This window comes from Collinsella sp. OM04-5, assembly GCF_003439125.1.
In the GTDB taxonomy this organism is placed as follows: domain Bacteria; phylum Actinomycetota; class Coriobacteriia; order Coriobacteriales; family Coriobacteriaceae; genus Collinsella.
The window spans coordinates 1-12757 of record NZ_QSUU01000004.1 but is presented as its reverse complement, the minus strand read 5'-3'; the positions used below and the strand labels follow the sequence as shown (position 1 = coordinate 12757).

Genomic DNA, 12757 nt, shown 5'->3' with positions numbered 1-12757 from the left:
TTTGTCACATCCTCGATATTATGTGCGGGATGGTACGCCACGCGGCGTGCCATCCCGTTCGTTATTTTAATGAGCCGAGTGCGCGAGTGGGAAGAGTCACGAGCATGGTCGTTCCGCGCTCCGAGCTCTTTTCGACCTCGATGGAGCCGCCGTGAAGTGCGGCGATCTCCCAGACCAGCGCAAGCCCCAGCCCCACGCCGCCGTATGCCCTGCTGCGCGATTTGTCGACGCGATAGAAGGGCTGAAAGATGCTCGTCTGGTATTGCTCGGGAATGCCCGGCCCCTGGTCGCGCACGCGTAGCAGCACGCGGTCGCCTTCGGCGCAGGCGTTGATTTGCACGGTCGAGTTGGGCGCGCTATAGCGTATGGCGTTTTCGGTCAAGTTGAACAGCAACCGATAGATCAGCGTGTCGCTGCCGATCGTTTGCGCGTCGCCCTCACTTGTAAGCGTGATGTCTTTTTGCTCGGCAAGGGGTGCCAGGTCCGTGAGCACTTCTTCGATCATCGGCGCTAGGTCAATCACATCGTTGCAAGGGACACTGCGCAGCTCGCTCATCTCGAGCAGGGTCTTTGTCATGTGCGTCATTCGCTCGGTCTGCTCCTGCAGCAGCCCGAGCAGGCTCGCTGTATCGGCGTCGACGTCGGGGTGCTCGGCGCAAAACAGCTCGACCTGGGCCTGCATGAGCGCAAGTGGCGTGCGCAGCTCGTGCGCCGCATTGCCCGTAAACTGTCTTTGTGCGGAAAATCCCTCGTCAAGGCGGGCAATCATGTCGTTAAACGACGCGCTGCAGCGCCTGAGTTCAGAGGGCACGTCCTCGCTGATTTTTGTGTCGGCGAGGTTGTCGGGCCGCACGCTCTCGACTTGCGTCGCAAAGAAGCGCAACGGCCGCAGCGCATGTCCGCTTACAAAGTAGGCCAGCACGCCGCCGAGCAGCGTCACCGCCGCAGTTATATACCAGCTCGTCGCGCCAAACGATTCTTGGGCGTCGTTCACGACGATGGTCAGCGCGTCGTCGAGCTCTTTGTTTGTCGGGTCAAATGAGCTGGGCGAGGCCGCCTCCACCTTGCTGTGCGCCGACGCTTCTGCACCAATCGAGTCCATGTAGCGCATGCCGGAGTAGCCAACCAGGCAATTCATAAGTACGCAGGTCGAACATATCAGCAGTGCCGTCATCAACGTGATGCGCCACTGCAGCGACAACCGCTTCATTTGCCATCCTCCATAACGTAGCCTTCGCCGATTCGGTTGCGGATGGGGTCGTGCCCCAACGCGCCGCGCAGCTTTTTGCGCAGCGACGAGATGTGCACGCGGGTCGCGTTGCTAAAGCTGTTGACGCTGCTGTCCCATACGTGGTCGATGAGCTCCTCCTGGCTCACCGGCCGCCCCTGGTTAAGCATCAGGTATTCCAAGATGCCGGTCTCCTTGCGCGTGAGGGACAGGATCTCGTCGCCCACTGTGGCGAGGCGCGCCTTGGTGTCAAAGCTCAGCGATCCACAGGTTAGAACAACGTCGCTTTGTGTAAAGCGTCTGAGGGTAAGGCTGCGAATCCTTGCCGCAAGCTCGTCAAGATGAAACGGCTTGGTGAGGTAGTCGTTGGCGCCCGCATCGAGCCCCGCTACCTTGTCGGAGACCTCGCCACGTGCCGAGAGCACAAGCACCTTGGTCTCACAATCAGCTGTCCTGAGTTGCCTGAGCACGGTCATGCCGTCGACATGGGGGAGATTGAGGTCGAGCACGACAAGATCAAAGGTCTCGACATCGAGCAGATCGAGGGCCTGCTGCCCGTCGTAGCAGCAGTCGACGCTATAGGCCAAGTTGCGCAGGCTGCGTGCGATCGCATCGCACAGCGCCCGCTCGTCCTCGATGACCAAGATGCGCATAACGTTCTCCTTGCATAATCATTCACGCTTAACACGGATTTTATAGTCGGTATGGTCCAATGGGTCGCGAAACGAAAGGAGTGGTCAGATTGTTCAAAGCGATTAAGCCTGTGGCGCAGGTGGCTTTGCTGATCGTTGGGGTAGCCATGGTTGGCTTTGGAATTATGCGCGGCGAGGCAGATGCCGTGCTGGCCAAGGCAATCAGGCTGTGCTTGGAGTGTATCGGAATTGGATAAAAGAAAAAACACTGCATCGCATCTTTTAGCGCGATTTCGTGGATTGATTCAGGCGGCGGCGACGCTTGCGACCAATATTCACCTGCCTAACTTTGCCAAGGGCGGCATCTACCAGGGAGCGGGCAAAGCCGTCTGCGTGCCGGGCCTCAACTGCTACTCGTGTCCAGCGGCCTCGGGTGCGTGCCCCATCGGGTCGTTTCAGTCGGTGGTGGGCTCGTCTAAGTTTAGCTTCTCGTATTACGTCACCGGAACGCTCATTCTGATCGGCGTGCTGCTGGGACGTTTTGTATGCGGCTTTTTGTGCCCGTTTGGATGGCTACAAGAGCTTTTGCATAAGATTCCCAGCAAAAAGCTCTCCACGAAAAAGCTCAAGCCGCTCACGTACATCAAGTATGCCGTGCTGCTGTTTGCCGTGGTGCTGCTGCCCGTCTTGGTGGTTAACGATGTGGGTATGGGCGACCCGTTCTTTTGCAAGTACATCTGCCCGCAAGGTGTGCTCGAGGGCGCGATTCCGCTGTCCATCATGAACGTGGGAATCCGCTCCGCGCTGGGAAAGCTCTTTTCCTGGAAGCTCGCGATCCTCATTGTGGTTGCGGTGCTGAGCGTGCTGTTCTATCGCCCCTTCTGCAAATGGATTTGCCCCCTCGGCGCATTTTATGCGCTCATGAACAAGGTGTCTTTGCTGGGGATCCAGGTTGACCAGTGCAAATGCGTCTCGTGCGGCAAGTGCGCCAAGGTGTGTCAAATGGACGTGGACGTTACGCGTACGCCCGACCATGCCGAGTGCATTCGTTGCGGCAAATGCGTGGGCGCGTGCCCCGTCGATGCTATTAGCTTTCGCTATGGGCTGGGTGTGACGGGCGACAAACCCGCGCAGTCCACGCAAGCCTGCGAAAACAAATAGGTACCTATATAAGTTTCGATATAAACGGAGGAACCATGAAACTGTCAAAAATTGCAGCTCTGTTGATGCTGCCCGTGCTGGCGCTGACTCTCGCGGCGTGCTCTGCCCCCAAGGGCGACGCGAAGGGTGCTACGAGCGGCGATGCGCAGATTGCCGAGCTCATAGCGCAAAAGCCGTCGAGTGCCGAGGAGGCGGCCGAGCTGTACCAGCAGCTGCTGCAAAAGGAAAACGAGATCTTTGCGAGCGATAACGCCCTATGGGAAAAGGTGTTCCTTGCGGCCAACAAAGACACTCCCATGATTGAGGACGGCAAGAACTACGGTGACTTCTTGCTCGATACCATCGAGGGCGCCAAGGATCAGTTTGCGGCTGACGAGCTTAAGACGCTTAAGGCCGGCGCGCAGCAGGTCAAGGAGATCGAGGACAAGCTCATGGCGCTGGAGAAGGAGTTCCCCGGATGCGGCAGCACGCCCGGCGAGGGGGAGAGCGTCGATGCCTCGACCGCAGGCATGACTAACGGCGAGAGCGGGGAGACGAAGTTCCCCAGCTTTAAGGGCAAGGACTTGGACGGCAACGATGTAAACAGCGACGAGCTGTTCTCCAAGAACAAGGTCACCGTCATGAACTTCTGGTTTACCACCTGCAAGCCGTGCGTGGGAGAGCTGGGCGATCTGGAGAAGCTCAACAAGGAGCTTGCCGAGAAGGGCGGCCAGGTCGTGGGCGTTAATTCCTTTACGCTCGATGGCAACAAAGACGAGGTGGCCGATGCCAAGGACGTGCTTTCCAAGAAGGGCGTGACGTATAAGAACATCTGGTTTAAGTCGGACAGCGAGGCCGGAAAGTTCACCTCCAACCTGTACTCGTTCCCGACCACCTACGTGATCGACCAGAACGGTAACATTGTGGGAGAGCCGATCATGGGCGGCATCAACTCCGCTGAGCAGCGCGAGGCGCTCAACAAACTGATCGATCAGGCACTCGCGAAGAGCGAACAGTAAGTCCGTGGGACAGACAACTGAAGGGGAGTCGCTGGAAACAGCGACTCTTTTTTCTGCTTCGGGGTAGCATCATGGGTATACGTCGAAAGGGCACGCAGCTTTTCGTGCATTGCCCGAGCGGTGCGCGAAGCAACCAAGCTGTGAGTTTTCTTAAGCGTTCTGGGTATGGCAGTGTCAAGAATATCGGCGGCATAAGCGGCTACACGGGAAAGGTGGTGCGTTAGCTATGAAGGTGGTTATCGTTGGAGGCGTCGCGGGCGGCGCATCGGCGGCGGCACGTTTGCGCAGACTCGACGAGCAGGCCCAAATTGTCATCTTTGAGCGCACGGGTTTTGTATCGTATGCCAATTGTGGGCTTCCGTACTACATTGGCGGCGTGATAGAAGAAGAGAGCGCATTGACGCTGCAGTCTCCCAAGGGCTTTTGGGATCGCTTTCGCATTGCGGTCAAGACGAGTCACGAGGTGTTTGCCATCCATCCCGATTCGCATACGGTCGAGGTTCGCAATATGCTGACGGGCGAGGAATTTGTCGAGACGTATGACAAGCTCATCCTGTCGCCGGGTGCAAAGCCGATCCGCCCTGCGTTGCCGGGCATCGACTCGGATAAAATCTTTAGCCTACGCACCGTTGAGGACACGCTGCGTATTCACAGCTATGTTCGAGAGCGGCGACCGAGCAGTGCCGTCGTGATCGGCGGCGGCTTCATTGGCGTCGAGACGGCGGAGAATCTGTGCGAGCTGGGGCTCCAGGTGACCCTTCTGCAGCGTCCCGTCCAGCTTATGAACAACCTGGATTACGACATGGCGACCCTTTTGCATACCGAGGTGCGTGAGCACGGTATCGATCTGCGCCTCAAGGCCGATGTGACAGGTTTTGAGGAAGTTGATGGCCGCGTTGTCACCCATGTTGCGGGCGATGACCCTATCGGAGCCGATATGGTGCTGCTTGCCATTGGCGTGGCACCTGAGAGCCATCTGGCGCAAGAGGCGGGGCTCGAACTGGGCATCAAGGGGGCTATTGTGGTCAACGACCGCATGGAGACCTCTGCTGCCGACGTGTATGCCGTGGGCGATGCCGTGCAGGTCACGCATCAGGTGACCGGCGAGGACGCGGTCATTTCGCTCGCCGGCCCCGCCAACAAGCAGGGGCGTGTCGTCGCCGATGTCATAGCCGGCATGGACAGCTGCTACCTCGGATCGTTGGGCTCATCGGTTATCAAGGTATTCGACTTGACGGCGGCAAGCACGGGACTATCCGAAAAGGCGGCACACGCGGCGGGAATTGACTGCGACAGCGTGGTCCTGTCGCCCGGTTCGCATGCGGGTTATTATCCGGGTGCAACGCCCATGACCATGAAGGTTGTCTTCGAGAAGCAGGGATTGCGCCTGCTGGGTGCGCAAATCGTGGGCATCGATGGTGTGGACAAGCGTATCGACGTTCTGGCGACTGCCATCCAGGCAGGCATGCGCGGCGATAGGCTTAAGGATTTGGACCTAGCATACGCGCCGCCGTATTCATCGGCGAAGGATCCCGTCAATATGGCGGGCTTTATGATCGAGAACCTCAATCGCGGCATACTGGCGCAGTGGCATTGGGAGGATGAGCCCAACTTGCCACGCGATGGCAGCGTGCAGCTGCTCGATGTTCGTACGGAAGGGGAGTATGAGCGCGGGCATATCGATGGTTTCGTAAACATTCCCGTCGATGATCTGCGCAATCGCCTGAGCGAGCTCGACCGGGCCAAGCCGGTCTACGTGATTTGCCAGAGCGGCATTCGCAGCTACATTGCTTGCCGCATTTTGGCGCAGCATGGCTTTGAGTGCTTTAACTTCTCGGGCGGCTATCGCTTCTTTGCAGCCGTGACTGAGGCTCGCCGCGGCAGCGCTAACGTTATGCCGTGCGGGCTCGAAAAGTAGCGCGCATTGGAATGTGACAAAGTGACAGCCTCTTTGTCGCATCGGGGATGTTATATGCGGGATGGTGCGCCATGCGGCGTGCTGTCCCGTTCGTTTTTTGGCGCGGTTCGTTACATTCCTCACTGGTATCGGCCAAAAATGAGGATAGAGTAGGACAAACGCGCCGAACGTGAACGGCGGGGGAGCGGGCGAGCGCGCCCGCGCGAGAGAGGTTGCCGTCCATGCTGGATCTCAGAGTTATTTGCAAAAGGTACGTTACGCAGTCGTTTACGCAGGTAGCGCTCGACAGCGTAAGCCTGTCTTTTCGCGATAACGAGTTTGTAGCCATCCTGGGTCCCTCGGGTTCGGGTAAAACTACGATGCTCAACGTCATTGGTGGACTCGACCATTTCGATTCCGGCGACCTGCTGATCGATGGCATCTCGACCAAGGATTTCAGCGACCGCGATTGGGATGCCTACAGAAACAATCGCATTGGCTTTGTGTTTCAGAGCTACAACCTCATTCCGCACCAGAGCATTTTGGAAAACGTGGAGCTGGCGCTTACGCTCACGGGCGTGGGACATGCCGAGCGCCGCCAGCGTGCGCGTAAGGCGCTCGAGACGGTTGGTCTGGGCGAGCACGTTGACAAACGCCCGAACCAGCTTTCGGGCGGGCAGATGCAGCGCGTGGCCATTGCCCGCGCCTTGATCAACGACCCCGAGATTGTGCTGGCTGACGAGCCGACCGGCGCCTTGGATTCAACGACGTCCGTGCAGGTTATGGATTTGCTCAAGGACGTTGCGCGCGATCGTCTGGTCATCATGGTCACGCACAATCCCGAGCTGGCGTACCAGTACGCCACGCGCATCGTCAGCCTGGCGGACGGCAAGGTCACCGACGATTCCGACCCCTTTGATGTGGCCACGGTCGCACATCGCGAGGCAAAACCCACGCGCAAAACCTCGATGAGCTTTATGACGGCGCTGGGGCTTTCTGCCCGAAACCTCATGACCAAGAAGGGCCGTACGGCCATGACTGCCTTTGCAGGTTCGATTGGCATTATTGGCATCGCGGCGATTCTGGCGCTCTCCAACGGCGTAAACGGCTACATCAAAAAGGTCGAGGAGGACACGCTCTCAAGCTACCCGCTTACGATTTCCAAACAAGATTACGACCTGTCGTCTATGATGGGCGGACAGGGGGGCACGGATGAGGAGGCGTCCAAGGGCGAGGACTCGTCCGATGGCGCTACCGGCGGCAAGGCTCAGGGGACCGATAAGATCCCTGTGGTCACGGCCGTAAAGGACATGTTCGCAAGTGTTAAATCTAACGATATGACGAGCTTTAAGGCATGGCTTGACGACGGCGGCAACGGTATCGACAAAGAGGTCAACGCTATTCAGTATGGTTACGGCGTGACGCCGGTTGTCTATCGTTCGAGTAAGGGCGACGAGAAGCCCGTTCGCCTTGTTCCCAACGCTATGACCGAGGCCATGAGCGGAGGCGCGAGCTCGGCGGCAACGGTGAGCATGGATTCCATGGGAACGTCGGTCTTTAACGAGATGATTGACGACCAGAGCCTGCTCGACAGCCAGTACGATGTCGTTGCCGGCCATTGGCCTACGTCCGCCAACGAGGCCGTGATGGTGCTTTCGAGCCGCGGAACGGTGGGCGACTACACGCTCTACAGCATCGGCGCGCTGGATATCGATGAGCTCAACGACCTGGTTAACAGTGCCATGACGGCCGACGGCAAGGTCAAGACGCCCAAGACCGGCAGCGACTTTACCTACGACGATGCACTGTCCACGACGTTTAAGGTGTTGTCGCCGGCCGATGCCTATCACAAAAACGAAGAGACCGGCATGTGGACTGACATGTCTGGCGACGCCGACTTTATGAAAGCCAAGGTTGCCGACGGTATTGACGTGCGCATTGTGGGCGTGGTGCGACCCAACGAGGCGGCAAACGCGAGCGCATTGTCCCCGGGCATTGCCTATACGCATGCGCTGACTCGCCAGCTTATGGAGCGTGCTGCCGATTCGCAAATCGTGCAGGAGCAGCTTGCCCACCCCGAGACGGATGTCTTTACGGGCAAGTCTTTCGATGAACTGCAAGGCGAGGCCAAACAGGGCGTGGATTTGGGCAGCATGTTCGGTGTGGACGAAGCGGCGCTCAAGAGTGCGTTCTCGTTCGATACGTCGGCGCTCTCGGGTGCGGCCGGCGGTATAGACCTTTCTGGTATCGACTTGTCCGGGCTGGACCTTGACCTTTCGGGCGTTGGGAAGGACATCGACTTCAGCGACATCATGGCCAAAGCGCCGGCCCCAGATTTCTCGGGCATCTTTGACGGTCTGGAACTCACGCCCGAGCAGATGCAGCAGGTAGGAACGCTTGCCAACCAGCTGTTTGAGGGCTTTCTGCAGTCTGATCAGTTTAAGGCGCTGTCGCCCGAAGATCTTAAGGACGCGTCAAAGCTTGCTGCCGCATTCTCGGCGTATCTTGAGAATGATGCCGCAGCCCAGCAATGCCTGGCTCAGCTCAAGGCGTTGGGCGGCGATGCCTTGGCCGAGCGTCTGCAGCAGGTGATGGGCGACTATGTGCAAAAGCAGCTGGCTCCGTATTTGCAGCAGTCTATGGATCAGGTGATGAAGGCGGTCAGCGAGCAGATTGCGACGACGGTATCAACCCAGCTCAAGGCGGGTGCGGCAGGGTTCATGGACCAAATGGCGACGCAGATGTCTTCGAGTTTTGCCAACCTGGCGAGCGCCATGCGCGTGGATGCGGGCGCCTTTGCTCGTGCCATCCACTTCAACATGGACGCCGAGGATCTGAGCTCGCTCATGATGAGCTATGCCAAGGCGTCGAAGCTCACCTACGACAACAATCTGACCACGTTGGGCTATGCGGACGAGGCGGACCCCATTTCGGTCAAGATTTTCCCGCGCGACTTTGAGGCCAAGGAGCGCGTGCTCGATTACATCGATGCGTACAACAAGCAGGTCAAAGCTGCTGGCCACGATGAGCAGGCAATCTCGTATACCGACTACATGGGCATCATCATGGGCTCGGTGACCGACATCGTGAATACTATCAGCTTGGTGCTCATCGCATTCGTGAGTATCAGTTTGGTGGTGAGCTCCATCATGATCGGCATCATCACCTACATCAGCGTGCTGGAGCGCAAAAAGGAGATTGGCATCCTGCGCGCGATCGGCGCGTCAAAGCGCAACGTGGCCAACGTATTTAATGCCGAGACCTTTATCGAAGGCCTCATTGCCGGCGTCTTTGCCATTGTCGTCGTGGTGGCCGTGAGCTTTCCGGTTAATGCCTGGGCGCTTGCGGCCAAGCAGGTGCCCAACCTGATGAGCCTGCCCGTTCAAGACGCGCTGATGCTCATTGTAATTTCGGTGCTGCTGACGGTCGTTGCCGGCCTGCTGCCGGCTCGCAGCGCATCCAAGAAAGACCCTGTGGAAGCCCTACGCTCCGAATAATGTGACAAAGGGACAGTCCCTTTGTCACATTGGGTGGCTAGCTCGTTTTGCCCATCAATGTGATACGGATGCTTGGATGGGTGTACTCGTCAAATTCATCCTCGGGATCCGTGTCAAACGAATAGTACGTTTTGATGGGGTTGTCACTCGTCCTGATGGAGATTCTCTCGTAGAGCGAACCGTTCAAAAAAGCCTGCCTAAACTCTTCGGGGAGCTTTTGCGGTGCTAGGAGCTCGGGACTCACGGTCTTGACGTCTACGGTTTGGACGACAGAGGAAAGTTCGTCCAAGTCGAGCTCGATGCGGGCGAGGTTGTCCTCAAGGCTCGCGTCGGGGTCGATCTCTGCCGCGTAGCTCACTTCCGTGAGCGTTCCCTTGTTGTCAAAATCCAGGTACGTATAGGTCTTCTGGGCATCGGAGTCGCCGTCGTGCAGATAGCTGCGGACGTGATAGCCGTAATCTTGATATCGCTCGTAGGGGTCATCGGCGGACACGTACTCGCATGAGGGCTCTAATGCCTTGCGTGCGATGGCGATCTGCTCGGCCGCGGCCGCGGCGTTCTCCTGCATCTCGATGTTTCCCTGCGCCAGCTGCGGGATATAGGCGCCGCACACGATCGCGAGGGGCAGCGCCACAAGCGCGACGACCCACTTCTTTGCACGGGGGACAGGCACGCCACAGGCCTCTGCCATGGCCCTTGCGTTGGCGAAGCTTTCGGCAAGCACGTCTGCCGCGGTGGCGACGGCGCCTACGGCAGCGGCGACTTCTGCCGCGCCGCCCAGGTTGCGTGCGGTCTCGTTGTCGCTGTTCTTGAGCAGGCGTGCGGCGGCCTGCGTGCCAACAACGCCTGCGATTTGTGCCGAGCGGTCTTTCTCGCTCTGCTCGATGGCGAGCCGGTTCTGCATTTCCTTCCACTGCTTGCCGCGCATGCCAAAACGCGGCGCGAGGGCACAGTAGCAGAATATGACGAGCTCGATGGCGGTGAGCACCAAGGCGGTCATCATGCCCGTCTCTTGGAAGCCTTCGTGATGGAAGACGATGTCGTCGATCATTTCGAAAGGAATAATCAATAAGGGCAGCACGAATGCCATGGCAAGCGCCGCGCCGGCAACCTTGGGACAGATGCAGTATCGCTGGATGCGCTTACGTTCTTGTTCGGAAAGTGTTGCCATGGCTGATCCTTGGTGTCGTAACGGTCGTTGCGGCGCATGGGGCGCGGGGCGCATCAGTTTGAGCTAGCGCTGGATAAGAACATAGAGCAAGATGCTCATCGCGATGAGCAAGAAGCCTGCGATGTTAAACATCAGTGTGGCAAAGTTGCCCACGATGGGGCGTTCGACATAGCTTTTGTCTGGGTTGCTGGGGTTGTAGTACACGGTCATTTGGCTACCGAGGGGCCAAAGCTGCTCCGCGAGGGTGCCTAGGCGGGCGATGGGGCCTGTCTGCACGTGCAGCCAGCCCTTGGCGTCTTCGTAGGCGGTGGCTTGCGTGCGGATGGGGAGTCCCGACAAGCTTTTGGTCTTTATGCCACGGAATTGTTTTTTCGCGCGGTATTGCGTGCCGTCGACGGTGTATTCCAAAACGGGATTCATTCTGCCTTCACCCATAAAGCGATGGTCGATGACCGTCCCCATGGTCACGGCGGTACAGGCCTTGGCTTTTTTGCGGGCGGCGGCCTTCATGAGCGCGCTCACTCCGATAAGCAGGATGCCGATGCCCCCAACCAAGATGAGCGCGAGCAGGGATATCTGCGACGTGGTCACGGCGTTCTCCTTTGGCGCGATACCGTCATATGTGACCCAGTATAGAGAATCCCGCCATCGATGAGCTATTGCGGGGGGGGGGTCAATTCTGAATGTGACAAATGGACTGTTCCTTTGTCACATCGGGGACTGCGGAATCGAGGTCTAATACTTTTCCCGAGAAGTGAACGAGTGAAAACGGACTCCCGAAGCATCGACACTTTTGGCGTGCAATTTCCTGCGATTTTGCCAGTCAAATCCTGCGGTTTTGACGCCTAAAAATGTCAATGCTTCGGGGGTCCAAATACAGCCGTTCACTTCTCGGGAAAAGCATTAGACCTCGAAATATGGGCGGCGTTCGCGAACGGCAACTAGCTTGCGTCCGGTAGCCGGCACTTGGGGCAAAGGGACTGCCCTTTTGCCCCTTCACCATTGCATCGTATCTGGTGTGGAAAAAATATCGCCTGCGTTCTCGCGCCTGCGAAGAGTTCCTGAACCGCTTGAATGGGATGTGACAAAGGGACTGTCCCTTTGTCACATTGATTTGAGAGTGGATGTTGATGAATTTATCGCTGGCCCCTATGGAGGGGATTACCGGGCATGTGTTCCGTCGCGTGCATGCGGAGTGCTTTGGCGCGCTCGATTGTTATTACACGCCGTTTTTGCCGCCGCCGCGGGTGGGCAACCGCTTTGGTGGCAAGGCGTTTAAAGAGGTCGATCCTGCCAATAACCAGGGGCTTAACGTAGTACCTCAGCTGATGTCCAAGAATGCGGACGAGTTTGTGTGGGCGGCGCAGGTGCTCGCCGAGATGGGGTACCGCGAGGTCAATCTCAACCTTGGCTGCCCCTCGGGTACGGTTGTTGCCAAAGGCAAGGGTTCGGGCTTTCTGCGCAACCTGGATGAGCTCGAGGTGTTCTTGAGCGACGTGTGCGAACGCTCACCCTTGCCGGTGTCGGTCAAGACCAGGCTGGGGTTGGAAAGCGATGACGAGTACGAACGCGTGCTCGACCTCTATTGCCGCATGCCGCTGGCAGAGCTGATCGTGCATCCGCGCGTGCAAAAGGACCGTTATACGGGCTCGCCGCGTAAAGAGTTTTACGGCGAGACGTTGGAGCGGGCGCCGTTTCCCGTGGCCTATAACGGCGACATCTTTGATCTTGAGGACATGGATGCGCTGGTGGGGGCCTATCCCGGAACACGCCACGTAATGTTGGGGCGCGGCTTGCTCGCGAATCCCGCGCTGGCTCGCATGGTTAAGGGCGGCTCTGCCGCCACGGCTGCCGAGTTGCAGCGCTTCCACGACACGCTGTTTGCGGCCTATGCGGACGAGATTGGGGGCAACGCGGTCTTTCGCATGAAGGAATGGTGGTTCTACGCCAAATGTGCCTTCGCCGATCCCGCTACCGTGCACAAGCTCGTGCGCAAGACCAAAAAGGTCGACGAATACCGCGCCGCCGTCGAGCGCGTCTTTCGCGAGCAGCCGCTCGCGCCTGTTGCCCGCTTTTGTGGCTACTAGTCGTTGGGGACGTTCTTTAACGACTAGTCATTCAAGAACGTCCATTACAGTCGAAATTGTCAGCCCGGGACCGTCTCGGGCTACGA

At 58.2% G+C, this 12757-nt stretch carries 10 protein-coding genes; 6 read left to right on the top strand and 4 right to left on the bottom strand.

Going from position 1 to position 12757, the window contains the following annotated elements; genetic code table 11:
- Nucleotides 1-61 precede the first annotated feature (61 nt).
- Together DXB53_RS03230 and DXB53_RS03225 are read right to left on the bottom strand one after the other, a co-directional pair.
- Entirely contained in the window at nucleotides 62-1210 is a 1149-nt protein-coding gene (locus tag DXB53_RS03230; protein ID WP_055252403.1) for a HAMP domain-containing sensor histidine kinase, read from the bottom strand.
- Entirely contained in the window at nucleotides 1207-1881 is a 675-nt protein-coding gene (locus tag DXB53_RS03225) for a response regulator transcription factor (protein WP_055252402.1), read from the bottom strand. Before DXB53_RS03225 ends, DXB53_RS03230 begins: the two co-directional genes overlap by 4 nt.
- 89 nt (nucleotides 1882-1970) lie before the next feature.
- Between DXB53_RS03225 and DXB53_RS03220 the strand changes: the two genes are divergently transcribed.
- From DXB53_RS03220 to DXB53_RS03200, 5 genes are all read left to right on the top strand, one after another.
- The gene (locus DXB53_RS03220) at nucleotides 1971-2117 is read left to right on the top strand and encodes a CD1871A family CXXC motif-containing protein (protein WP_197032826.1); all 147 of its coding nucleotides are present in this window, start codon (nucleotides 1971-1973) and stop codon (nucleotides 2115-2117) included.
- Complete coding sequence (locus tag DXB53_RS03215) at nucleotides 2110-3021, top strand: 4Fe-4S binding protein (protein WP_055252400.1); 912 nt, start codon at nucleotides 2110-2112, stop codon at nucleotides 3019-3021. Before DXB53_RS03220 ends, DXB53_RS03215 begins: the two co-directional genes overlap by 8 nt.
- Before the next feature lie 35 nt (nucleotides 3022-3056).
- Nucleotides 3057-4019, top strand: a complete 963-nt coding sequence (locus DXB53_RS03210) for a redoxin domain-containing protein (RefSeq protein ID WP_117583291.1) — start codon at nucleotides 3057-3059, stop codon at nucleotides 4017-4019.
- 226 nt (nucleotides 4020-4245) lie between these two features.
- Nucleotides 4246-5937, top strand: coding sequence for an FAD-dependent oxidoreductase (locus DXB53_RS03205; RefSeq protein ID WP_117583290.1), 1692 nt, complete (start codon nucleotides 4246-4248; stop codon nucleotides 5935-5937).
- 221 nt (nucleotides 5938-6158) lie between these two features.
- Nucleotides 6159-9413, top strand: a complete 3255-nt coding sequence (locus DXB53_RS03200) for an ABC transporter ATP-binding protein/permease (protein WP_117583289.1) — start codon at nucleotides 6159-6161, stop codon at nucleotides 9411-9413.
- Nucleotides 9414-9450: 37 nt separating this feature from the next.
- Here DXB53_RS03200 and DXB53_RS03195 read toward each other — a convergent pair whose 3' ends face one another.
- Together DXB53_RS03195 and DXB53_RS03190 are read right to left on the bottom strand one after the other, a co-directional pair.
- Entirely contained in the window at nucleotides 9451-10584 is a 1134-nt protein-coding gene (locus DXB53_RS03195) for a hypothetical protein (protein ID WP_117583288.1), read from the bottom strand.
- 63 nt (nucleotides 10585-10647) lie between these two features.
- Entirely contained in the window at nucleotides 10648-11175 is a 528-nt protein-coding gene (locus tag DXB53_RS03190; protein ID WP_117583287.1) for a DUF3592 domain-containing protein, read from the bottom strand.
- A gap of 539 nt (nucleotides 11176-11714) precedes the next feature.
- On the opposite strand from DXB53_RS03190, the gene DXB53_RS03180 reads away from it, so the two are divergent.
- Complete coding sequence (locus tag DXB53_RS03180) at nucleotides 11715-12671, top strand: tRNA-dihydrouridine synthase (protein ID WP_117583392.1); 957 nt, start codon at nucleotides 11715-11717, stop codon at nucleotides 12669-12671.
- The last annotated feature ends 86 nt before the right edge of the window (nucleotides 12672-12757 follow it).

Bases quoted from the DNA above. Each gene is read 5' to 3' on its own strand.
- DXB53_RS03230 (WP_055252403.1), bottom strand. From the start codon at position 1,210: ATGAAGCGGTTGTCGCTGCAGTGGCGCATCACGTTGATGACGGCACTG.
- DXB53_RS03225 (WP_055252402.1), bottom strand. From the start codon at position 1,881: ATGCGCATCTTGGTCATCGAGGACGAGCGGGCGCTGTGCGATGCGATC.
- DXB53_RS03210 (WP_117583291.1), top strand. From the start codon at position 3,057: ATGAAACTGTCAAAAATTGCAGCTCTGTTGATGCTGCCCGTGCTGGCG.
- DXB53_RS03205 (WP_117583290.1), top strand. From the start codon at position 4,246: ATGAAGGTGGTTATCGTTGGAGGCGTCGCGGGCGGCGCATCGGCGGCG.
- DXB53_RS03200 (WP_117583289.1), top strand. From the start codon at position 6,159: ATGCTGGATCTCAGAGTTATTTGCAAAAGGTACGTTACGCAGTCGTTT.
- DXB53_RS03195 (WP_117583288.1), bottom strand. From the start codon at position 10,584: ATGGCAACACTTTCCGAACAAGAACGTAAGCGCATCCAGCGATACTGC.
- DXB53_RS03180 (WP_117583392.1), top strand. From the start codon at position 11,715: ATGAATTTATCGCTGGCCCCTATGGAGGGGATTACCGGGCATGTGTTC.